Source organism: Bradyrhizobium sp. SZCCHNR1098 (assembly GCF_032489375.1).
Taxonomy (GTDB): domain Bacteria; phylum Pseudomonadota; class Alphaproteobacteria; order Rhizobiales; family Xanthobacteraceae; genus Bradyrhizobium.
The window spans coordinates 222,929-243,336 of sequence record NZ_JAUEXY010000007.1 but is presented as its reverse complement, the minus strand read 5'-3'; the positions used below and the strand labels follow the sequence as shown (position 1 = coordinate 243,336).

At 65.2% G+C, this 20,408-nt stretch carries 22 protein-coding genes; 10 read left to right on the top strand and 12 right to left on the bottom strand.

What is annotated here, in order from left to right:
- Window positions 1–38: 38 nt before the first annotated feature.
- The 6 genes from QX135_RS17330 to QX135_RS17305 all read right to left on the bottom strand — a co-directional run bounded on the left by QX135_RS17330 (window position 39) and on the right by QX135_RS17305 (window position 6,712).
- Complete coding sequence (locus QX135_RS17330; protein WP_316178386.1) at window positions 39–971, bottom strand: cytochrome D1 domain-containing protein; 933 nt, start codon at window positions 969–971, stop codon at window positions 39–41.
- Between the two features lie 276 nt (window positions 972–1,247).
- Window positions 1,248–1,802, bottom strand: a complete 555-nt coding sequence (locus QX135_RS17325) for an SRPBCC family protein (protein ID WP_316160122.1) — start codon at window positions 1,800–1,802, stop codon at window positions 1,248–1,250.
- Window positions 1,803–1,916: 114 nt separating this feature from the next.
- Window positions 1,917–2,738 (bottom strand): UPF0149 family protein, encoded by an 822-nt coding sequence (locus tag QX135_RS17320; protein WP_316177983.1) that lies wholly within the window; start codon window positions 2,736–2,738, stop codon window positions 1,917–1,919.
- Window positions 2,739–3,400: 662 nt separating this feature from the next.
- The gene (locus QX135_RS17315) at window positions 3,401–4,171 is read right to left on the bottom strand and encodes an AAA family ATPase (RefSeq protein ID WP_316177981.1); all 771 of its coding nucleotides are present in this window, start codon (window positions 4,169–4,171) and stop codon (window positions 3,401–3,403) included.
- A 75-nt stretch (window positions 4,172–4,246) separates the two neighbouring features.
- Window positions 4,247–5,104, bottom strand: coding sequence for a PCC domain-containing protein (locus QX135_RS17310; protein ID WP_316177979.1), 858 nt, complete (start codon window positions 5,102–5,104; stop codon window positions 4,247–4,249).
- Between the two features lie 6 nt (window positions 5,105–5,110).
- The gene (locus QX135_RS17305; RefSeq protein WP_316234190.1) at window positions 5,111–6,712 is read right to left on the bottom strand and encodes an acyl-CoA synthetase; all 1,602 of its coding nucleotides are present in this window, start codon (window positions 6,710–6,712) and stop codon (window positions 5,111–5,113) included.
- Between the two features lie 255 nt (window positions 6,713–6,967).
- On the opposite strand from QX135_RS17305, the gene QX135_RS17300 reads away from it, so the two are divergent.
- The 3 genes from QX135_RS17300 (at window position 6,968) to QX135_RS17290 (ending at window position 8,069) form a co-directional block, all read left to right on the top strand.
- A complete protein-coding gene (locus QX135_RS17300) occupies window positions 6,968–7,510 on the top strand; it encodes a DUF3828 domain-containing protein (protein ID WP_316234189.1) in 543 nt (180 codons plus the stop codon).
- Between the two features lie 6 nt (window positions 7,511–7,516).
- On the top strand, window positions 7,517–7,789 hold the full coding sequence (locus QX135_RS17295) for a GNAT family N-acetyltransferase (protein WP_315774943.1): 273 nt from the start codon (window positions 7,517–7,519) through the stop codon (window positions 7,787–7,789).
- Window positions 7,790–7,904: 115 nt separating this feature from the next.
- Window positions 7,905–8,069, top strand: a complete 165-nt coding sequence (locus tag QX135_RS17290) for a DUF1127 domain-containing protein (RefSeq protein WP_315797499.1) — start codon at window positions 7,905–7,907, stop codon at window positions 8,067–8,069.
- Window positions 8,070–8,160: 91 nt separating this feature from the next.
- Here QX135_RS17290 and QX135_RS17285 read toward each other — a convergent pair whose 3' ends face one another.
- Window positions 8,161–8,565: a DUF3597 domain-containing protein gene (locus QX135_RS17285; protein WP_315738127.1), complete on the bottom strand. Its 405-nt coding sequence runs from the start codon at window positions 8,563–8,565 to the stop codon at window positions 8,161–8,163.
- 403 nt (window positions 8,566–8,968) lie between these two features.
- Between QX135_RS17285 and QX135_RS17280 the strand changes: the two genes are divergently transcribed.
- The gene (locus QX135_RS17280; RefSeq protein WP_315810938.1) at window positions 8,969–9,880 is read left to right on the top strand and encodes a DUF2189 domain-containing protein; all 912 of its coding nucleotides are present in this window, start codon (window positions 8,969–8,971) and stop codon (window positions 9,878–9,880) included.
- Between the two features lie 193 nt (window positions 9,881–10,073).
- Window positions 10,074–10,895, top strand: coding sequence for a lytic murein transglycosylase (locus tag QX135_RS17275; RefSeq protein ID WP_315770787.1), 822 nt, complete (start codon window positions 10,074–10,076; stop codon window positions 10,893–10,895).
- Window positions 10,896–10,967: 72 nt separating this feature from the next.
- Here the strand turns inward: QX135_RS17275 and QX135_RS17270 are convergent, their stop codons facing one another.
- Window positions 10,968–11,231 (bottom strand): hypothetical protein, encoded by a 264-nt coding sequence (locus QX135_RS17270; RefSeq protein ID WP_316160239.1) that lies wholly within the window; start codon window positions 11,229–11,231, stop codon window positions 10,968–10,970.
- A gap of 474 nt (window positions 11,232–11,705) precedes the next feature.
- On the opposite strand from QX135_RS17270, the gene QX135_RS17265 reads away from it, so the two are divergent.
- The 5 genes from QX135_RS17265 to QX135_RS17245 all read left to right on the top strand — a co-directional run bounded on the left by QX135_RS17265 (window position 11,706) and on the right by QX135_RS17245 (window position 16,451).
- Window positions 11,706–11,858, top strand: a complete 153-nt coding sequence (locus QX135_RS17265; RefSeq protein WP_006614327.1) for a DUF1127 domain-containing protein — start codon at window positions 11,706–11,708, stop codon at window positions 11,856–11,858.
- 156 nt (window positions 11,859–12,014) lie between these two features.
- Window positions 12,015–13,448, top strand: a complete 1,434-nt coding sequence (trmFO, locus tag QX135_RS17260) for a methylenetetrahydrofolate--tRNA-(uracil(54)-C(5))-methyltransferase (FADH(2)-oxidizing) TrmFO (protein WP_316177970.1) — start codon at window positions 12,015–12,017, stop codon at window positions 13,446–13,448.
- Between the two features lie 7 nt (window positions 13,449–13,455).
- Window positions 13,456–14,556, top strand: coding sequence for a serine/threonine protein kinase (locus tag QX135_RS17255; RefSeq protein WP_316177968.1), 1,101 nt, complete (start codon window positions 13,456–13,458; stop codon window positions 14,554–14,556).
- Between the two features lie 67 nt (window positions 14,557–14,623).
- Window positions 14,624–15,514, top strand: a complete 891-nt coding sequence (locus tag QX135_RS17250; RefSeq protein WP_316177966.1) for a TauD/TfdA family dioxygenase — start codon at window positions 14,624–14,626, stop codon at window positions 15,512–15,514.
- A 244-nt stretch (window positions 15,515–15,758) separates the two neighbouring features.
- Window positions 15,759–16,451 carry a TauD/TfdA family dioxygenase gene (locus tag QX135_RS17245; RefSeq protein ID WP_315797505.1) on the top strand — a complete coding sequence of 231 codons (693 nt, stop codon included), beginning with the start codon at window positions 15,759–15,761 and terminating at the stop codon, window positions 16,449–16,451.
- A 13-nt stretch (window positions 16,452–16,464) separates the two neighbouring features.
- On the opposite strand, the gene QX135_RS17240 is transcribed toward QX135_RS17245, so the two are convergent.
- Genes QX135_RS17240 through secD form a run of 4 tightly spaced genes read right to left on the bottom strand, consistent with a single transcriptional unit; the run spans window position 16,465 to window position 20,370 of the window.
- Window positions 16,465–17,328 (bottom strand): phytoene/squalene synthase family protein, encoded by an 864-nt coding sequence (locus tag QX135_RS17240; protein WP_315797506.1) that lies wholly within the window; start codon window positions 17,326–17,328, stop codon window positions 16,465–16,467.
- Window positions 17,325–17,702 carry an Mth938-like domain-containing protein gene (locus tag QX135_RS17235; RefSeq protein WP_315738136.1) on the bottom strand — a complete coding sequence of 126 codons (378 nt, stop codon included), beginning with the start codon at window positions 17,700–17,702 and terminating at the stop codon, window positions 17,325–17,327. The genes QX135_RS17240 and QX135_RS17235 overlap by 4 nt, the downstream gene beginning before the upstream one ends.
- A 50-nt stretch (window positions 17,703–17,752) precedes the next feature.
- Complete coding sequence (secF, locus tag QX135_RS17230; protein WP_315756649.1) at window positions 17,753–18,760, bottom strand: protein translocase subunit SecF; 1,008 nt, start codon at window positions 18,758–18,760, stop codon at window positions 17,753–17,755.
- A gap of 8 nt (window positions 18,761–18,768) precedes the next feature.
- The gene (gene secD, locus QX135_RS17225; RefSeq protein ID WP_315797507.1) at window positions 18,769–20,370 is read right to left on the bottom strand and encodes a protein translocase subunit SecD; all 1,602 of its coding nucleotides are present in this window, start codon (window positions 20,368–20,370) and stop codon (window positions 18,769–18,771) included.
- Window positions 20,371–20,408 lie beyond the last annotated feature (38 nt).

Below are 20,408 nucleotides of genomic sequence, written 5' to 3'. Positions count from 1 at the left end.
GCAGATGCAACTCCATTCCCGCAATCGGCGGACCTGCTTCACCGCCGCAGGAACGCGCCGAACGCGCGCGGGCCGTTGCCGACCTTGATCTCCCCTGTGACCTTCAGTGCGGCCACGTCGATGACGCTCAGGATGTTGCTCTCCCAATTGGCGACGATGACACGCCGGCCGTCGGCCGTCGCCTCGATGCCCTCGGGATAGTCGCCGACATTGATGCGCTGGAGCGGCTGCAGGCTCGCCAGGTCGAACACGCTGACCGTGCCGTCATACTGGTCGGTTACGAAGCCCCTGCCCTGCGCCAGCGCCACCGCATAGGGCCGCAAGCCGGTCTTGACCCGGCCGATCTCGCGACGCTCGGCGAGGTCGATCACCGAGACGTCGTTGGAGGCGACATTTGCCGTGTAGGCGCGCTTGCCCTCGGCGTCGATGGTGACACCGAACGGCCGCGTGCCAACCTTGATGGTCGCAAGGCGCTGGCGCGTCGCCGTGTCGATCACCGAGACCATGTCGTCGTCGCGGTCGGCGGAGAGCAGCAGCTTGCCGTCCTGTGTCACCGCAAGCCCCGACGGCGAGGCGCCGACCGCGATGCTGCCGGTCACGGTCCGGGTCTTCGCATCGATCTCGCGAATTGCGGCGTTGTACCAGTCTGCGACGTAGACCGTCGAACCGTCCGGCGTCACGGCAATGCCGAGCGGGCCGCCACCGACCTCGATCCGTCCAACAACCTTTCGCGCGACAGCGTCGACGACGCTGATGCTCTTGTCGTCCGGACTCGCCACATAGGCGAAGCGTCCGTCGGCAGCCACCGCAACGCCGGCCGGCTTGCCGCCTATCGGGATAGTCGCCACCGGCTTCGAGGTCGCGAGGTCGACGATGGTCAGATCATCGCTGAGCTGATTGGTGACGAAGGCTTCTTCGGCGTGGGCACTGGCGCAGCAGACGAGCACGGCTGCGAGCAGAAAAGCTCGAATAGGATCTGAGAGACGATGAGTGGCACAGCGGCTTGCCTTGTACCCACCTCGCCCCGCTCTTGTCCGCCGTAGCTCGCAGAGCGAAGGCGAATGCGGGGCCGCGACGAGCTTCGCTCGCGCTGAGAGGTCGGATTGCATCGCCAGATGCAATCCGGGTGAGGGGGCACAGGTCTCACCACCCACACCACCCGTTCGGCTGCCCCTCACCCCAACCCTCCCCCCGTAAGAACGGGGAGAGGGAGCGCAGCGCTGACTTGGCGACATGGTCGCATCCAATCAGCTCCCGCTCTCTACCTTCTTCTTCAGTCCCTCGAGCCCGCCCTTGTAGAGCCCGGTCACCGCATTGACCGCGGCCTCGTCGCTCAGCTCCGGCGGCGGATCGTTGTTGGGGAAGCCGCGGTAGAACGCGCCGGTCCATTCGACCACGCTGCCTTTGCCATCCGCACTCGGCGTCACCGCGATGGTCGACGAGTAGTTTGTCACCGGCAGCACCTTCACATCGACCGCCGTGATCCGGTACGAATAGCTCATCTTCTCGGCGTCGTATTTGTAGAGCTCCTCGTCGACCGTGGCGCCGCCCTTCAGGGTCAGCTTGCGGGTGGCGCCGATCTCGTTGCCCTTGTCGCCCGCGGTCTTGTCGACGACGCCGAGCCAGCTCATGTCCTGGAAGTTGCCGATCACGGCCCACACCTTGGCGGGTGCGGCGTTGATCTCGACGTGCTCCTGCACCTTGCGCCGGGTGGGACCATGCGCATCCGCCGTGCTCAAAGCCGTCGTTGCGATCGCGAGCGCCGCCGTCGCGGCCAGCGCCTTGCCGAACACCATCCTCATCTCGTTTCCTCAACCATTTTCGTTTGGCCGGCGCATCTGGCGCGGCGGACCCATCTTTGCACCGCTCCCGATTGTTGCAACAAAAAAGACCGTGTCGTGGCGCTCGAAAGCGGGTCAATTGGCGCCACAGCAGCGCTTGTATTTCTGGCCGGAACCGCACGGACAGGGATCGTTGCGGCCGACCTTGCCGAAGGAGGCGAACGGATTGGGTTGCTCAATGAAGGCGGGCGCGCCGGGCACGGGCGCCCCGCTCCGCCGATGACGGTTGAGGGTCAGCACCGCATGGCGGATGTCAGCAGGTGCTTCGCGGTCGAGCCTGGTATTCTCGACGCGGTCGGCATTCTCGTCGCGCGCCAGCTCGATCGCCACCATCAGGCTCAGGGCCGCCTCGCCCACATCGCCGTCGACGTTCCGGTAGGCCTTGAACCGCTCTTGACGCAGGTCCACCGCCGCAGCAAAGCCGTCGATCCACAACTCCCAGATCACACTGCCGTCGATCGGATCGACCGGATAGCGCGGCTGATACAGCTCCGGCGTTTGCGTGAGCGTCCGGGCGATCTCGTCATGATACGCCATCACCAGGTCGAGCACCGCGTTGGCATGGGCGATGCTCGCAAACACCGAGTGGCGGCCTTTGCCGAACCCGAACGCCGCGGCGAACCATTCGCCGGGCGGGACCTGCTCCGGCAGGACCAGCAGGCCGGCGATGAAGCCGTCGAGCTCCTCCAGCACCATGGCGCGGTCGTCGAGGGCGAGCAGCGCCTGGTCGAGCTCGTCGTGACGGTTGGCCTGCTCCGACATCTGAAACCCTGCTCCCTCACCCGCGTCGCGACCTGATTTGCCCGACGCGCACGCCGCGAAGGCGTGACGCGACCGTTTTGACACCAAAACGGCCATGCGCGCAAAATCTATATTTCGACGCAGGATCAGCGCCATCACCCCTGTCCAGTCGTGTCGCGAAAAATATTCTTATTTCGTTTTTTCTGAATTTGCGTTCTTCTGGGTGCGTCCTGCACTCACGAGAGGGGCGCTTCGCGGTCGTCACGGGCGTTGAGTGCGGGATGCGATGGACGTCACGGGCCCGGCGCAAATGCGCAGACGACGGGTCCGGCGGCGGACGGCGAAATCGTGTGGTCCTGACCTCCCGACGCTGAGGTCAAGCTGGTGGTGATGCTCACGCATCGCGCCGGTGACGGTGGCCAGAAAGCCCGGTGCACCGAGGAGATCACGTATAAGCCGTAACACCATCGCGCAGGGAAGGCCGGGTCATCTCGGCTGAGCCTGTGGTTCCTGCCCCGTGCATTTTTCCCGCACGGGGGCCGCGGGCATCAGCGGATGCCCGGCCTTCCCTGCGCCCTCTCACTTCGAGGAGGGCAGAATATGATGCAAAGCCCGGACGCCATTCGCACGCGGGAACGCGGACTCATGTCTCTCCGTCATCGCGAGGAGCAAAGCGACGAAGCGATCCAGAGTCTTTGCGCAGCCCTGGATTGCTTCCGCCTGCGCCCGATGGGCTTCGGCGGACACGTCGCTTCGCTCGCAATGACGGCGGAGCAAGTTGGTCGACCTCGCCAACTCCCATGCACCACACCCCGCCCTCACTCCGCCAGCACCGCCTGCACGAAGCCGTCGGGATCGGCGCAGAACTCGCGCAGGGCCTTGAAGTGATCGGTGTCCTGCACAGCGACCTTCTCGAGACCGTATTTGGTCAGGCGCAGCAGGGTCGCGCCGGGATAGGCCATCAGCACCGGCGCATGCGTCGCCATCAGCACCTGACAATGACCAGACTCGTCCATCCGCCGCATCAGCTTGAGAAACTCGATCTGGCGCACCGGCGACAGCGCCGATTCCGGCTCGTCGAAGATGTAGAGCCCCTGGCGCCGGCAGCGTTCCTCGAAGAAACGCAGGAAACCCTCGCCGTGCGAATGCGACAGGAAGTCGGGCGGCGGCCCTCCGAATGGATCGTCCAACGCAGCCTCGTCGAGATAGCGCGCCACCGAGAAGAAGCTCTCGGCGCGGAAGAACCAGCCCTGCGTGATCTTCGGCAGCCAGCTCGCACGGAACGCGGCACCGAGCGTGCCCCCCATGCGCTCGATCGCACGACCATGATCCACCGGCCTGTAGCCCTTGCCGCCGCCGGCCTCGTCATAGCCCGCCAGCGCCGCGATGCCTTCGAGCAGGGTCGATTTGCCGGTGCCGTTCTCGCCGACGATGATGGTGATGGCGCTCGTGAAGCTCAGCTCGAATTCGTCCTGCAGGAACGGCAGGCAGAACGGATATTCAGCGCGGTCGGCGATCTTGGCCGGATCGAGCCACAGCCGCTTCAGATAGGGTGCGCGCAGCCGGATCTCACGTTGCTTCCTCGCCATGACGAATTCACAAATTCGGTGACATCGCGGGCAATCTCGCACAAGGCGGCGGGATCGGCCACCGTCACCGGCGGGTTACGCCGCGACCTCCAGCACCAGCTCCATCGTCATCAGCACCGGGTTGTCGCCGCGAACCAGCCGCCCCTGCGCCAACGCGCCGGTGTAGTCCACCAGCGCGACGTCGAGCGTGGCTTCGAGACCGACAGCGCCGGGCGCGATCGCGCCCGAGGCGATGGTCAGCTCGGTCGCAAACGGCTCGACCACACCACCGCTCTCGAAGCGCGCGCCGATGGTCGAGCCGACACCGCCGCGGATCCGCGCCCTGCTGATGCCTTGCGCGCGGCAGAACTCCTCCAGACAGCCGGCAAAATCCTGGTTCGGCCGCAGCCGCAGCGCGAAGGCACGGCGATCCGTTGGGGCGCTGCTCGGTGCGGCCGCCACCGGGCCAAACAGCTTGAAGCCGGTTTCGGGATCAGGCGCGGCGCTGAAGATCGCGCCATCGAGCCCGAACGCCTCGACCTCGAACGGCTCGGCGACCACAGTCTCCTCGGGCAGGATGTGGCCACCACCGGCCCGGCCGCCCTCTTCGGTCCACAGCGCGTGACAATGGAAGAACGGCGCGCTGTCGCGCACACCCAGCGTCATGGTCGCGGTCGAGAGCTGGGTGACACCGGCGGGCCGATAGGTCTCGCTGTAGAACGCGGCATGATCCGGCGCCTTCGACAGCGCCGGCATGACATAGGCGAACGGTCCGAGCGCACCACCTTTGATGTCGAGCACGCCGCCGGCAAAGCCTTCACGCGCAAAGCCGCGATGGGCCGCTTCCAGCAGCGGCAACCCCTGCTCCATGGTGAAGGTGAAGGCGCGGCCGCGCGCCTCGACCCAGTGGATGCGGTCGGCCACCGGCGCGCCGGGCTGTTTGATGAATCGCATCAGTGCTCAGCCCTGCCTGGTGAGATCGAGCAAGCCGCGCGCCTCGAGCTCGTCGCGCACGAGACGCTTGGGGATCTTGCCGTAGCCAGACTTCGGCAGCGCGTCCCAGAAGAAGAAGCGCTTCGGCATCTTGTAGCGCGGCAGCTTGGTGGCGAGATAGCCGGCGATCGCGCTCTCGCTCGGCGCTGCCGCACCTTCGCGCGCCACGCAGACGGCGACTCCGACCTCGCCCCACACCGGATCAGGCACGCCGAGCACGGCGACCTCGCCGATGTCGGGATGGGTCAGGATCTTCTCCTCCACCTCGCGCGGATAGATGTTGGAGCCGCCAGAGATGTACATGTCCGACGCGCGGCCGGTGATATAGACGAAGCCCTGCGCGTCCATGTGTCCGAGATCGCCGGTGCGGAACCAGCCGTCGCGGAACGCCTTCGCATTGGCGTCGGGATTGTCGTAGTAGCCCGCGAACACGGCCGGACCGATGACGCAGATCTCGCCGGTCTCTCCCGGCTTCAGCTCACGGCCCTGGTCGTCCTGGATCGAGACCTGCATGCCCGTTCGCTCATAGCCGCAGGTGCCGATCCGCGCCTCCGGTCCATCCTCTTCCTCGTGCGCCGCGGCCGGCAACACCGTGATGTTGCCGGTGACCTCGCCGAGGCCGAAATACTGCACGATCACCTTGCCGAGCCGCGCCAGCGCGCGCTTCTGGTCCTCGCGATACATCGGCGCGCCGGCATAGATCACATGGCGCAGCGAGGAATGATCGAACTGGTCGGCGGCGGGATGCTCGACCATCATCTTCAGGATGGTCGGCACCGTGAACAGGTTGCTGATGCGATGCGCCTCAATGAGACGGAACGCCTCGGTGATGTCGAACTTCTCGCTCGGCAGCAGCACGGTCGTGGCACCGCGCGCGCTCTGCATCAGCTGGTGCACGCCGGCGCCGTGCGACAGCGGCGCCACGACGAGCGACGCGTCGTGCTCGGTCGTGCCCGGCGTCAGGTCCGCCAGATGGTTCGTGATGACGAACGCCATCTGGCCATGCGTCAGCACCGCCGCCTTGGAGCGGCCGGTCGTGCCCGAGGTGAAGAAGAACCAGCAGGGATCGTCGTGCTCGACGGCAGCGTTCGCGACGTGTGCGCCGACATGCGCCTTCATTGCGTCGGCCACGGCCCTCGTGCCGAAGCTGCCGCCTTCACCGATGCGCCAGGTGAAGTCAGCAGTCGTCACTGCGGCAGCGTGCTCCGGAAAGTCGCCGTGGCAGAGAAACGCCTTCGCGCCCGAGGCGGTCGCGAGGTAGGCGACCTCGTCCGGCATCAGGCGGAAATTGGTGGGCACCCAGACCGCGCCGAGCCGGAACGCGGCAAACATCGAGACGAACATCTCCTCGCAGTTCTTGGAGTGCACCAGGATGCGATCGCCCTTGGCGATGCCCTGCTCGGCCAGCGCCGCCGCGAGCGCCGAGACCATCGCGTCGATCTCGCGCCAGGTCCACGACCTCTCGCCCCAGACGAAGCCGACGCGGTCGCCGAGCCGGCGGCCGTTCTGCGTCACGATATGCGCGAGATTCATCACCCGCCGCGACATCCGCAGCTGTGTGCCACTCATCGACGAGCCCTCGCATCCCGGCAGCAAATGAACAGACCCATGACAGCGTCCCCTCGATCGATTCTCGGGCGGTCTCGGCCACCCGTTACCTTCCCGCTTGTTTATCGCGGTCCCGCGCGACCTCGCAAGCGCGGCCTGCCCATCGCTCCCATGCGACGGTGTCATTCGAACGAATGCAGATGCCGTGCGACAAACCCGAGGCCGGCCGCGCATTCCTTCGTTTCACCACGCACCGAATCTGATTTGAGGACACCCATGATCAATCGTCGTTTCCTGCTTCTCGGCCTCGCTGGCGTGCTCGCCGTATCCCCGCTTCGCGCGCAGGCCCCCGCCGCCAATGAGCCTACCGGCATCATGACCGCGATCTACACCCGCGTCGCCAAGGGCAAGGGCGAGGATGGCGGCAACTTCGTCATCGAGAACAAGGCGGCACGCGCGAACTATCTGTCGAAGTCGCTGGCCGCCCAATGGGCCAAGATGGACGCCCGCACGCCGAAGGGCGAGGTCGGCGCGGTCGATTTCGATCCGATCACCAATTCGCAGGATCCGGATGTCGCCTCGTTCAAGGTGAGTCCAGAGAAGCAGGAGGCCGACAAGGCGACGGTCGCCGTCACCATCGCCGGCCATCGCAACGATCGCACGGAACAGGCCGACAACGTCATCCGTTACGACTTCGTGCGCGATGCCGGCCAATGGAAGATCGACGACATCCGCGGCGCCGTCGACGGCAAGCCCTGGTCGATCCGCGAAATGCTGGCCGAATTCATCAAGCAGACCGACAAACCGAAACGAAGGTAGAGAAGCATGACCGCCGTCCGCGACAACAAGGCCCAGAGCCGCTTCGAGCTCGACGTCGAAGGCAGCATCGCTTTTGCAAACTACCGAGCGACGCCGCAGGCGGTCGTCATCACCCACACCGAGACCCCGGCAGCCCTGCGCGGCCGGGGCATCGGGTCCGAGCTCGTCAAGGGCGCACTGGAGTTGATCCGCGCCGAGGGCCGCAGGGTGATCGCGGGCTGCAGCTTCGTCGCCGACTACCTCCGTGACCACCCGGAGAACCGGGACATCATGGCGTGACGTTCCGTAGAATTACCGAGCAAGACGATTGGACCGTGTACTTTAACGCAATGGCTACCCGGATGGATCAGCAATCCCCCGCCGAACAAGCAACCAGACCGGTGGGGAGAGGCTCATGTTCGTCACTGCCATTTTCGACGTTCTCAAGCGCTACGTCCACTACCGCACCCAGCTCGCTTATCTTGACCAGCTCGACGAGCGCACGCTGCGCGACATCGGCTTCAACCGCGACCAGTTGCACGCCGAGGCCTGGCAACGCGCCGGCGTCGTGCACGTCTGAGCCGTTCGAGCAACCTCTCGCGACACGATATCGACGACAAAGGCCCGCGCGATGGCGGGCCTTTCGCTTTTGGGCCGTCGGCGGCCGACGCTCAGTGCTTGATCTCCGGCGGAAGCTTGCCGCCATTGGCGGCGAGCTTGCTCATCACCTGCTTGTGCAGCCACACATTCATGCTGGCCGAGTCGTTGGTGTCGCCACTGTAGCCGAGCTCCTTGGCAAGCTCCTTGCGCGCGGCGAGGCTCGAATCGATGTCGAGCGCCTTCATCAGGTCGACGATCGAGGTCCGCCACTCCAGCTTCTCGTGTTTGGCAGCCGCGGCCTTGTCGACGATCGCCGCCACATCGACGTTTTGCGCCGCAGCAGCCGGGCCCCCGGTCGGAGCTGCCGTGCCGCCTGCCGGCGCGGTGCCGCCCGCGGCGGGCGTGCTGCCGCCGGCCGGGGCAGCCTCGGCATGATGACCGAAAATAGCGCCCATGATCTTTCCGAAAATGCTCATCAATGGCTCCCAATGGATGGTGATCGTAAGAAGAACTCGGCCGGCGTTGTTCCGTTGCAAAGACGGCCGTAGAGCCGCTCCGCCACCCGCCGAGGCCTGCCAAGGCGACCACGGCGACGAATGTGAAGCTTACCCAAGGCGGAATGACGGCGGAATGACTTTGTCCGTGGATGGCTCGGCTTCTTCGGTCGCGGGCACCGTTCTAATGCACCGCGACATTCACAGCACTCACCGAGGCGTGAGTAGGCGCGGCCTGTTTTGCCACTATCCTGATGACTTCCGTTCGCGAATGGCCGCCCCGAGGTTCGTCGCGTCTGGCCATCCGCGAATTTGTTCCAACGAGAAGCGCAGCCCGCCTGCGTGGTTGGGTAGCGCCCTACGCAAGTTGAGGGAGCACACGACGATGGCCACCTACCACAGCAATGCCGCCTCCCACGTTCGGGCGGCAGACGAGGTCGCGGCTGAGCTGACGATTCGTACGATCGACATGTCGAGCCTGATGCGCGCGCTGCGGCTCGGCTGGGACGATTTCAAGGCCGTCCCGAGTCACGCCGTGATGCTATGTGCGATCTATCCCGTTCTCGGCCTGGTGATCGCGCGCGCGGTGTTCGGCTATGCGGTGCTGCCGCTGTTGTTTCCACTGGCGGCGGGCTTCGCCCTGCTCGGCCCATTCGCCGCGCTCGGTCTCTATGAGCTCAGCAGCCGCCGGGACCGCGGCGAGAACACCAGTGCCTGGGATGCTCTGGAGGTGCTGCGGTCGCCGTCGTTCGGCTCGATGCTCGGACTAGGCACGCTGCTGCTCGCGCTGTTCGTCACCTGGGTCGCGACCGCGCAGGCGATCTACGTCGCAGTGTTCGGCTATGGCGGCGCGACGGGCGCGGGCGATTTCCTGCAGCGGGTGTTCACGACGCCGCAAGGCTGGTGGCTGATCGCGGTCGGCTGCGGCGTCGGCTTCCTGTTCGCGCTGCTGGCGCTGTGCCTGAGCGTCGTCTCCTTCCCGCTGATGCTCGACCGACACGCCGGCGCGCTCGAAGCAGTCGTCACCTCGCTGCGCGTGGTGGCCAAGAATCCCGTTCCGGTTGCGGCCTGGGGCCTCATCGTCGCGGTGCTTCTGGTCGCCGGCACGATTCCGTTCTTCCTGGGGCTCGCCGTTGTGATCCCAGTGCTCGGCCACGCCACTTGGCATCTCTACCGCGAAGCCATCGCGATCAATCCCGACGCAGCCCGGATCGTGCCGCCGGCCCCGCGCGGCTCCAAACCCGCGGCCGACTTCCCGGCGAACCTGTTCCCATGGCGCTCGCGCGACGGGATGTGAGGACGCAGCGACGAGTTTGTCACGGCCGCCGGCCTCCCAGGCCGGCGGTCGCCTCGAGAAGCCGCCAGCGTGTTGCAGCGCTCACGAAATCCGACGCCAATGTGATCGAAAGGCCTTGTTGCTGCCGCGGTTACGCCCGACATGGAGCGCGCCCAGCAACGCTTTTTGAATCCATTGCCGTCCAGGTGTTTCGATGATTGCTCGCGTTCTCGCCGTTTCCGCTCTTGCCTGCCTCGCTGCCCTCACCACCCTGTCAGCGCCAGCGCGCGCCGCGGTGCCTTGCGGCAGCGGCAATTTCGACGGCTGGCTCGCCGAGTTCAAGACCGAAGCTGCGGCCAAGGGCATCTCACAAAACACGATCAATGCGGCGCTGACCGGCGTGACGCCCGACCAAAGCGTGCTGAACCGCGACCGCGGTCAGAAGGTGTTCAGCCAGACCTTCGAGGAATTCTCCGGGCGCATGATCCCGCCGCGCATGACCCGCGGCTCCAACATGCTGAAGCAATACGGCTCGGTGCTGTCGCGGATCGAGCAGAGCTACGGCGTGCCGGGCGAGGTGCTGGTCGCGATCTGGGGGCTCGAGACCGATTTCGGCGTCAATGTCGGAAAATTTCCGACCATCCGTGCGCTCGCAACCTTGGCCTATGACTGCCGCCGCGCCGAGCAGTTTCGCGGCGAGTTGCTGGATGCGCTGCGGATCGTCGACCGCGGCGACCTTCAGCCGGCCGACATGCGCGGCGCCTGGGCCGGCGAGATCGGTCAGACGCAGTTCATGCCGTCGTCCTGGATCAAATACGCCGTCGATTTCGACGGCAATGGCCGGCGCGATCTGATCCGCAGCGCGCCCGACGTTCTCGCCTCCACCGCGAACTATTTGAAGGGCTATGGCTGGCAGAAGGGCAAGGATTGGGAGCCCGGCGGCCCGAATTTTGCGGTCATCCAGCAGTGGAACAAGAGCGAGGTCTACGCGCGGACGGTCGCGACCTTCGCGACCCAGCTGGCGCGGGCGCCGTAGCCCGGGTCAGGAATGAGGCCGATCGCGGTATCGCGACCGGCCGTTCGTTCGATGATGCGAACGATGCGCCTGCTACTTGATCATCCCGGCCTGCATCGCCTTGGTCAGGTGCGCGCTGCAGGCGCCCATCTTGCCGCTCAGCAGCGCGTCCTGCGCTGCCGCAATCTCCTTCTGCGCAGTATATCTGGCGTCGCCGTCAGCCATGGCCTCGATCGCCGTCTCGGTCTTCTCCAGATTGGCCCCGCTACAGCCGACGCCATGCATCCGCGCCGCCTGAGCCGGACCGACCGCCACAATTGCCGCAGTGATGAGCGCGGCCCCAAAAAGTTTGTTCATTGTTTTTCCTCGCTGGTGCGACGGCGCCGGCATCATTGCCCAGCACCGCGACACTTTGTCGCACCTTTCGTTATATGCCGCGAAGTGAAATCCGCGCGAGCGGTCCGTGATGGCGATCATCGATTTGAGAGGTGCAACGTATATAATGAATTTATATTCATTTCATTGACCCATGCGTTTCGTGAGGTGTATGTCGGGCATTGGCTTCGTGCCTGGATCAGCCTCGAAGCCGGCATTGCTCGATCCGGCAACTCGAACGGGCGATCGAAAATCCGCATGAATACGGAGCCTTGCGCGGGTCGCTTAGCTGCCGGGCGCCTGCCCGATTCTTACTCAAGGGTTACGCAAGCTATGCGTCCGGGGTTTAGCTGCATCGCAACATTCACGCTTCCGCATCGCAACAAGCTCTTCTATGTTCATTTCAACGATGAGGTTCCGATGAAGAACTGAATCGCGAACTAAAGGAGATTTCTCATGTTGCTCTCGCTCATCCGCATGGTGCAGGCGTTCCGTGAGTATCAGCGCAACGTTGCCGAGCTGTCGCAGCTCAGCGATCGCGAGCTCGCCGACATCGGTCTCGATCGTTCGGACATCCCGCGCGTTGCTGCCGGTCACTACAACGGCTGATCAGCCTTCTTCCGATATCTACCGGACATCGCCCGCCTCGCTGCGGGCGTTGCCGCGTCTAGGCCCTGGCGCAACGAAACACACGCGCCCGGTTTCTCACGCTGAACCCCACTGGCGCATTTGCAGCGCTCGGGAAAAGCGCTACCTGTCCCGCGCATGACAGGGACCAAATCACCTTCGAATACCGTCCACGTGATCGGTGCCGGCCTCGCCGGATCCGAAGCCGCCTGGCAGCTGGCCGAGGCCGGCATCGACGTGGTGCTGCACGAGATGCGGCCGGACCGCATGACCGAGGCGCACCGGACCGCCACGCCTGCCGAGTTGGTCTGCTCGAATTCGTTCCGCTCCGACGATGCCGCCAACAACGCCGTCGGCCTCCTGCATGCCGAGATGCGCCGGCTGGGCTCGCTGATCATGCGGGCCGCTGACGCCAACCAGGTCCCGGCCGGTGGCGCATTGGCCGTCGACCGCGACGGCTTCTCGGCGGCCGTCGCAAGCGCGTTGGAAGGCCATCCACGCATCGCGCTGCGCCGCGGCGAGATCGCGGGCCTGCCGCCCGCGGAGTGGGAGAAGGTGATCATCGCCACCGGTCCCCTCACCTCGCAGCTGCTCGCCGAGGCCATCCGTGACCTGACCGACGAGACGGCGCTCGCGTTCTTCGACGCCATCGCGCCCATCGTGCACAAGGACACGATCGACATGTCGGTCGCTTGGTTCCAGTCGCGTTACGACAAGGTCGGTCCGGGCGGCACCGGTGCCGACTACATCAACTGTCCGATGACGAAAGAGCAGTACGACGCCTTCGTCGCGGCGTTGCTCGCCGGCGAGAAGATCGACTTCAAGGAGTGGGAGACCAACACGCCCTATTTCGACGGCTGCCTGCCGGTCGAAGTGATGGCGGAGCGCGGCCACGAGACGCTGCGTCACGGCCCGATGAAGCCGGTCGGCCTGACCAATCCGCACAATCCGACGGTCAAGCCCTACGCGATCGTGCAACTGCGCCAGGACAACAAGCTCGGCACGCTCTACAACATGGTCGGGTTCCAGACGAAGCTGAAATACGGCCCCCAGCAGCAGATCTTCCGCACGATCCCAGGCCTCGAGAACGCGGAATTCGCGCGGCTCGGCGGCCTGCATCGCAACACCTTCCTCAACTCGCCGAAACTGCTGGATTCGCAGCTCCGCCTGCGCGTCCAGCCACGGCTGCGCTTTGCCGGCCAGATGACGGGATGCGAGGGCTATGTGGAGTCGGCGAGCATCGGCCTGATCGCCGGGCTCTACGCCGCCGCGGAGACACGTGGCGCAAATCTGCTGCCGCCGCCTCCGACCACCGCGCTCGGTGCCCTGCTCGGCCACATCACTGGCGGCCATATCGAAACGATCGATGGAGCGACGCGCTCGTTCCAGCCCATGAACATCAATTTCGGCCTGTTCCCGCCGCTGGCGACGGCCCCGACCCGCAAGCCCGACGGCACGCGGCTGAAGGGCAACGAGAAGACGGTGGCGAAGAAGCAGGCGATGAGCGCCCGCGCGCTGGCCGATCTCGACCGCTGGATCGCCGAGCACCTGCCCGTCGCGGCCGCTGCGTGAGAGTACGATGAGCCTGCCGAAGACCGATTCTGCCTTGCTGGCGGCCCGCTGGAGCGAAGGTGTGCTGCTCAAGCGCGACGTGTTCTCGACCGTCGAGCGCGGCCGCTTCAAGAGCGAGGCCGGCGATGTCGATGCCGTGCTGCGCCGGCTCGACGAGGTGCCGTGGTGGTCGTTCGTGCTGGCGCGGCATTTGTTCGCGCGCGAGCGCAAGGCGCTGATGCGCGCCAAGGGGCTCAACGCCGGCCCTGATCTGCTATGGGCGGGGGATCGCGCGCTGATCCGCGGCTTCATCAATGGCGTGGCGCTGCATCTGGCCAAGCCGCACGGCAACGTCGCCTATTTCCGCTCGGCCAAACAGATGATACGCCGGCTGCATCGCGCCGGGATCACGCACAACGATCTCGCCAAGGAGCAGAACTGGCTCGTCGGTCACGACGGCCATTGCTACGTGACCGATTTCCAGTTGGCCGCCTGCTTCGAGAGCCGCAGCCGGCTGTTCCGGATCGCGGCCTATGAGGACCTGCGTCATCTGCTCAAGCATAAGCGGAGTTACGCGCCCGAGGCGCTGACGCCGAAGGAGCGCAAAATCCTGGCGCGCAAATCGCTGTTCGCGCGCATCTGGCTGATGACCGGCAAAAAGGTGTATCGCGCCATCACGCGCGGCATCTTCAATTTCACCGACCGCGAGGGTGGCGGACGACGCCTGGTCAACGATGCGCCGGTGCTGATGGACATGATCCGGAAGAACCCGGCCGTGCGCGACGCCGCGATCGTTGCCTTCGCCGATCGCCGGACCGGCGTCGGGCTCTATGCGTTCGTCGAGGGAGAGCAGCCGATGCTTGAAACTCAGCTGCAAAACGAGCTTGCTTCAGCCAAGGGCCCGAAGCCGCCGGAGCATATCCAGGTCGTGCATGCCCTGCCGCGCGACGCCAGCGGCAGGCCACGCACTGAACTGTTGCAGCTGGTGGCGATGAACCAGATCGACCTGATCGAGCCGATGCTCACGAGCGACAGCGATCGCGCTTTCCTCAAGGACATCCTGGACTCGCGCAAGAACCTGCGCGACCGGTTCAATTTCGAGGCGGACCTGAAACTGCCTTCGGCCTGAGCGGACGAGACTTCGCGGTCCGACCATTGTATCCTGCGAATGCAATGTCCTTTGGGAGGATCTGGCAATGAACGTCGAGACCCGCGCGGCCGCAACGTCTCGGTCGTCGAACATCGAGATTATCCCGACCGGCCGGCAACTGGGTGCCGAGATTCGAAATGTCGATCTCAAGCATCTGGACGACGCGGGCTTCAGCGCCCTGCTCCGTGCCTTTCACACGCACTCCGTTTTGCTGGTGCGCGGCCAGGGTCTGACGGACCAGGATCTGATCGCCTTCAGCCGCCGCTTCGGCGATCTCGACTGGGCGCCGGTGCAGGAGAACGGCCGGCGCTTCGTCGACGGTCTGCCGGAAATCTACATCGTGTCGAACGTGAGGGTGAACGGCGAGGCGATCGGCAGCCTCGGCGCCGGCGAAGCGGTGTGGCACACGGACATGTCATATCTCGACACGCCGCCGATCGCGAGCGCGCTCTACGCGCTGGAAATTCCCCCCGTCGGGGGCAACACGTCGTTCTGCAGCATGTATGCCGTGTACGACGCGCTTCCTCCTGAACTGAAGCGCCGCGTCGCGGATCTGAAGATCAAGCATGACGGCACCTACAACAGCGGCGGCTTCGTCCGGCAGGGCGTGACGCCGACCGATGATCCGCGCACGTCGCCGGGCGCGATCCATCCGCTGGTCTGCACGCATCCCGATTCCGGCCGGCAGATGCTCTATCTCGGCCGCCGGCGCAACGCCTATCTGGTCGGCCTCGGGCTCGCCGAGTCGGAAGCATTGCTCGACGAGTTGTGGACCTATGTTGCTCGTCCGGAATTCGCCTGGGAGCACGTCTGGAAGGTCGGCGACCTCGTCATCTGGGACAATCGCTGCACCATGCATCGGCGCGATCCGTTCGATGATCATGCGCGGCGAATCATGCATCGAACCCAGATCAAGGGAACAGATCGCCCGCACTGATTCGCTTGCGCGCGGGCATCCGCACGATCAAGCGCCAGAATGCCTGCGAATGAGTTGCAGGTTGCTGGATATTTCCTCGCGCGTCGCCTTGAAGCGTCCAATTTCCGACTCAGAGCGGCAGAGTGTGCCGACAATCGCCAGATCGTGCCGCGATCCTTCCGCGAATTGCCTCCGAGCCGAAACACCCCCGACAAATTACGATGGTTGATTTGCAGGCGCTGGTGAAACTTGGGAGATGACGCAAGTGAGTCTCAGAAGCAACGTTGCTCGAAGCGCCGAAAGCAGCCTCATCCAGGTCATCCCGACGGGAAAGACGCTCGGTGCCGAGGTCTGCAATGTCGATCTCAGATCCTTCGACGATTGGGCGTTCGCCTCGTTCATGCGCGCGCTGCTCAAGCACCAGGTCCTGCTCGTGCGCGGCCAGCGTCTTGGTGAGTGTGACATCGCGGCCTTCAGTCGTCGCTTTGGTCACGCGGATCTATTTTACACCTCCCCCGGCAGCTTGCTGGGCGGCAGGCTGTCGTTCTGCAGCCTCTACGCCGCTTATGACGCGCTCTCGCCGGCGCTGCGCAGCCGCGTCGCTCATCTGAAGGTCCGTCATGTCGCGAGCGACACCGCCGATGATGGACGTCGCACCATCGTCGCAGGCCCCGTGCATCCGCTGGTCGGCAATCACTCCGATACGGGCCGAGCGATGCTCGCGCTTGGGCAGCGCCGCCATTCCTGTGTCGTCGGTCTCGAGCAAGACGAATCGGATGCGCTGCTCGACGATCTCTGGCAGCTTGCCGAGCGGCCCGAGTTCAGCTGGGCCCACACCTGCCGGTCCGGTGATCTCGTCGTCTGGGACACCCGCTGCACGATCCACCGGCACGAGCCGCCAGACATGCCGAGACTCCTTCACAGCCCGCCACTCTGGAATACGATGCCCTCGGCTTGAGCCCGCGAGAGCGTCAGCGCGCGCCAAAACTCGCCGTCCTCGCAGCGCGCCACAGCGTCCACAACGTCGCAAGGCGCGAGCGGGGTTGCGGCTGAAACGGATCGTCGGTGCGGCGATCGGCCCGCGCGAGGTCGCGCCGGACCAGCGCCAGCGGCAGCAGAACCGGCCGCACCGCCGGCGACGCCTGACGCGCCAGCTCGAGGGTGTGATCGAGATGCTGCCGGGCCTGCCCACGCAGGTCCATGATCACATCCTGGATCGCCGATGATGCCTTGCCTGCGAACATCTCCTCCTGGCTGACGCCATGGCGCGCGAGGAGATCGAGCGGAACATAGAGCTGCCGGTGGGCGGCATCGCGCGGCAGCGATGCGATCACCTGGAGCAACCCTTGCGCGATGCCGGCATGGTGCGCGAGGTGATCCGCCTCCGCAAACGGCGGCGCAATGATCTGTGCCGCCAGCGCGAACAGCGCGCCGCGCGTGTCGCCGAGATAGCCGTCCAGCGCCGCCATCGTCGGCATCGGATCGTTGTAGAGATCGAACTGATGCTCATCGATCAGGCGCGTCAGCCGCTCGACCGGAAGCGCGAAGCGCTGCACGGTGAGCAGCAATTCGGCTGCAACGGGATTTCCCTCCGCGCCGCCATGTTCATGACCCGTCAGCGTGTCGTGCCACCACTGCAGGCGGACCTCGCCCGGCAGCGGCTGCGACACGAGATCTCGAATGCGGCTGACCTCGACGTTGAATGCGTATAGCGACAACAGCGCACGCCGGTGCTCGGGCGCCATGAACAGCGTCGAAGCGTAGCGGTCGAAATCATGCTCGCGGACGAGGCTCGCACAGAACGCGGCGTCGCTGTTGGCGCTGGCCTCGCTCATGGGACGGCGATGAGCGCTGCCGCCACCCGCCGCCGCTCGCCGATCATGACGTTGTAGGTGCGAATCGCGGGACCGGTCTGCATCGCATCGAGCACGACGTTCACGCCCCGCAAGGCCGCGCGCAGCGGTGCCGGCGGGATCCAGACATCGTTTCCGGTCCCCACGATCAGTGTGTCGATCTTGTTGGCTGCGTCGAAAACGCGCTGCAACGCGTAGCGGTCGATCTGGCTCGGCTGGGTGACGTCCCAGGCCCAGATCGAATCCGGCAGGCACAGCAGCGAGCCGCGATGCGACATGCCGGCAAAGGCGAAGCCGCCTTTGCCATAACCGTCGATCGGCGCGGACCGCGGGAAATGCGGAGCGTCAGTTGCCATGCGAGACCAACCTCTCAGCCCCGATTCGGGTCCAACGGCTCAAGTCCCGATCAAGGCCTCTTCTTCGGCTCGTCGGCCTGATCACCCCGAACGGCTCCGACGCCGAGATAGATCAGGATCGGCGCGGCGATGAAGATCGAGGTGTAGGTGCCGACCAGCACCACGCCGAACATCATCACCGCGGTGAAGCTGTGGATCGCAGGGCCGCCGAACAAGAGCAGCGCCAGCAGCGCCAGGGTCACCGTGACGTGCGTGATGATCGAGCGCGACAAGGTCGAGTTGATCGATTCGTTGAGCAGCTGCGGCATCGGCATCTTCTTATAGCGCCGCAACATCTCGCGGATACGGTCGTAGATGACGACGGTGTCGTTGAGCGAATAGCCGAGAATGGTCAGCAGCGCCGCGATGCTGGTGAGGTCGAAATCGACCTGGCTGATCGACATGAAGCCGATCGTCAGCACGATGTCGTGGACGTTGGCGATCATGGCACCGAGCGCGAACTGCCACTCGAACCGGAACCAGAGATAGATCAGAATCGAGACGATCGCGAGCATCAGGCCGAGCATGCCGACGGCTAGGAACTCGCCGGAAACGCGCGGACCCACCACCTCGACCCGGCGATACTCGACGGAATCGCCGATCGCCGACTTGACCTTGTTGGCCGCCTCCTGCTGGGCGGCGTCGCCACCCGGCTGCTCGGCAACACGGATCAGAACCCCCGCCGGCCCGCCGAACTGCTGCAGCTGCACCTCGCCCAGACCGAGGGTCGCCAGCGTCGCGCGCATCGCCGCGATGTCGGCGGTGCCGGACTTGGCGCGCACCTCGAGCAAGGTGCCGCCGCGGAAATCGATGCCAAGGTTCAAGCCATGGGTGAAGAACAGCACGATCGCGAGGATCGACAGCGCCGCCGAGATCGGGAAGCTGATGCGGCGGAACTGCGTGAAATCGAAATGCGTGTCGTCGGGAACGATGCGCAGCGACGGCAGCAGGCCGAGCGCGCTGACCACCGTCAGCACCGCGATCAGGATGCCAAGCCCGATGAGAACCCAGTATGTCACAGTAGCTCCTAGATTGGCACGCTTTGCGGCCGCTTCCACCGCACCCAGGCCGCCACAATCAGGCGGGTGAGCGTGAAGGCGGTGAAGACCGTGGTGAGAATGCCGATGCCCAGCGTCACGGCAAAGCCGCGCACCGGGCCGGTGCCGATGTAGAACAGCACGGCTGCGGCGATGAATGTGGTGATATTGGAGTCCAGGATCGTCGCCAATGCGCGCTTGAAGCCCGCGTCGATTGCCGAAATGGCATTGCGGCCGCCGCGCAGCTCCTCGCGGATGCGCTCATAGATCAGCACGTTGGAGTCCACCGCGATGCCGACCGTCAGCACGATGCCGGCGATGCCCGGGAGCGTCAGCGTCGCATTCAACAGCGACAGCACGCCGAAGATCATCGCGACGTTCACCACCACGGCGATGTTGGCGAACACGCCGAACAGCCGGTAGGTCACCAGCATGAACACGATGACGAGGATCGAGCCGACATAGGATGCGAGCTCGCCCTTGGCGATCGAATCGGCGCCGAGGCCCGGACCGACGGTACGCTCCTCGATGACCGTGAGCGGCGCCGGCAGCGCGCCGGCGCGCAGCAGGATCGCGAGCTCGTTGGCGGACTGCACGGTGAAATTGCCGGAGATCTGGCCGGAGCCGCCGGTGATCGGCTCGCGGATGACCGGCGCCGAGATCACCTTGTTGTCGAGGACGATGGCGAACGGCTGTTGGACATTCTCGGTCGTGGCCTGCGCGAACTTGCGCGAGCCGGCCGAGTTGAAGCGGAAGGTGACGATCGGCTCGTTGGTGCGCTGGTCGAAGCCGGTCTGCGCATCGGAGAGATCACCGCCGGAGACAAGCACCTGCTTCTTCACGACATAGGGCTGGTTGGGGGGCGATGCGCTCTGGAGCACCTCGGAATCCGGCGGCACCCGCCCTTGCACCGCCTGATCCACCGGCACGGACGTATCGACCATCCGGAATTCCATCTTGGCCGTGCGCCCGAGCAGGTTCTTGAGCTGCGTCGGATCCTGCAAGCCCGGCACCTGCACCAGGATGCGGTCGTTGCCCTGGCGCTGGATCACCGGCTCCACGGTGCCGAGCTCGTTGACGCGGCGCTCGACGATCTGCATCGACTGCTCGATGGTCTGGCGGATGCGTTCGGTGATGGCCGCCGGCGGGATCGTCAGCCGGACCAGTCCGCCACCGGCATCGCTGACTTCGAGGCTGCGCTGGCCGCTGGAGCCGAGCAGCCCGCCGAGCGGCTGCGAGAGATCGCGCAGCTTGGAAATCGCAGTTCCCGTGTCACTTTCCTTGGTGATCCGGACCTCGACCCCATCACCCCGGCTCACCAATCCGGTGTAGCCGATCTTGGCATCGCGCAGCGTGCGGCGAACGTCGTCGCGCACGGCATCGAGCCGCTCCTTCTTGATGTAGTTGGAGTCGACCTCGAGCAGCAGATAGGAGCCGCCCTGCAGGTCGAGGCCGAGCACCAGCCGGCGCTGCGCCCAGGACGGCCAGGTCTTGACCGTTGCTTCGGAGAAGAAGTTGGGCACCGCGCACAGGCACACGACGAGCGCCGTGAGAATGATGCCCAGCGCCTTCCACCGCGTGAAATACAACATGGAGGTTGTCCGTAAGGGCCGTAGCCGGCCCGAAAAAT

What these genes read in the sequence shown, in the direction of transcription:
- QX135_RS17235 (WP_315738136.1), bottom strand. Translation starts at nt 17,702, where the DNA reads ATGGCAACTGACGCTCCGCATTTCCCGCGGTCCGCGCCGATCGACGGT.
- QX135_RS17255 (WP_316177968.1), top strand. Translation starts at nt 13,456, where the DNA reads ATGAGCCTGCCGAAGACCGATTCTGCCTTGCTGGCGGCCCGCTGGAGC.
- trmFO (WP_316177970.1), top strand. Translation starts at nt 12,015, where the DNA reads ATGACAGGGACCAAATCACCTTCGAATACCGTCCACGTGATCGGTGCC.
- QX135_RS17300 (WP_316234189.1), top strand. Translation starts at nt 6,968, where the DNA reads ATGATCAATCGTCGTTTCCTGCTTCTCGGCCTCGCTGGCGTGCTCGCC.
- QX135_RS17315 (WP_316177981.1), bottom strand. Translation starts at nt 4,171, where the DNA reads ATGGCGAGGAAGCAACGTGAGATCCGGCTGCGCGCACCCTATCTGAAG.
- secD (WP_315797507.1), bottom strand. Translation starts at nt 20,370, where the DNA reads ATGTTGTATTTCACGCGGTGGAAGGCGCTGGGCATCATTCTCACGGCG.
- QX135_RS17305 (WP_316234190.1), bottom strand. Translation starts at nt 6,712, where the DNA reads ATGAGTGGCACACAGCTGCGGATGTCGCGGCGGGTGATGAATCTCGCG.
- QX135_RS17320 (WP_316177983.1), bottom strand. Translation starts at nt 2,738, where the DNA reads ATGGCGCTGATCCTGCGTCGAAATATAGATTTTGCGCGCATGGCCGTT.
- QX135_RS17310 (WP_316177979.1), bottom strand. Translation starts at nt 5,104, where the DNA reads ATGCGATTCATCAAACAGCCCGGCGCGCCGGTGGCCGACCGCATCCAC.
- QX135_RS17295 (WP_315774943.1), top strand. Translation starts at nt 7,517, where the DNA reads ATGACCGCCGTCCGCGACAACAAGGCCCAGAGCCGCTTCGAGCTCGAC.
- QX135_RS17265 (WP_006614327.1), top strand. Translation starts at nt 11,706, where the DNA reads ATGTTGCTCTCGCTCATCCGCATGGTGCAGGCGTTCCGTGAGTATCAG.
- QX135_RS17280 (WP_315810938.1), top strand. Translation starts at nt 8,969, where the DNA reads ATGGCCACCTACCACAGCAATGCCGCCTCCCACGTTCGGGCGGCAGAC.
- QX135_RS17270 (WP_316160239.1), bottom strand. Translation starts at nt 11,231, where the DNA reads ATGAACAAACTTTTTGGGGCCGCGCTCATCACTGCGGCAATTGTGGCG.
- QX135_RS17325 (WP_316160122.1), bottom strand. Translation starts at nt 1,802, where the DNA reads ATGAGGATGGTGTTCGGCAAGGCGCTGGCCGCGACGGCGGCGCTCGCG.
- QX135_RS17285 (WP_315738127.1), bottom strand. Translation starts at nt 8,565, where the DNA reads ATGAGCATTTTCGGAAAGATCATGGGCGCTATTTTCGGTCATCATGCC.
- QX135_RS17275 (WP_315770787.1), top strand. Translation starts at nt 10,074, where the DNA reads ATGATTGCTCGCGTTCTCGCCGTTTCCGCTCTTGCCTGCCTCGCTGCC.
- QX135_RS17290 (WP_315797499.1), top strand. Translation starts at nt 7,905, where the DNA reads ATGTTCGTCACTGCCATTTTCGACGTTCTCAAGCGCTACGTCCACTAC.
- QX135_RS17250 (WP_316177966.1), top strand. Translation starts at nt 14,624, where the DNA reads ATGAACGTCGAGACCCGCGCGGCCGCAACGTCTCGGTCGTCGAACATC.
- QX135_RS17240 (WP_315797506.1), bottom strand. Translation starts at nt 17,328, where the DNA reads ATGAGCGAGGCCAGCGCCAACAGCGACGCCGCGTTCTGTGCGAGCCTC.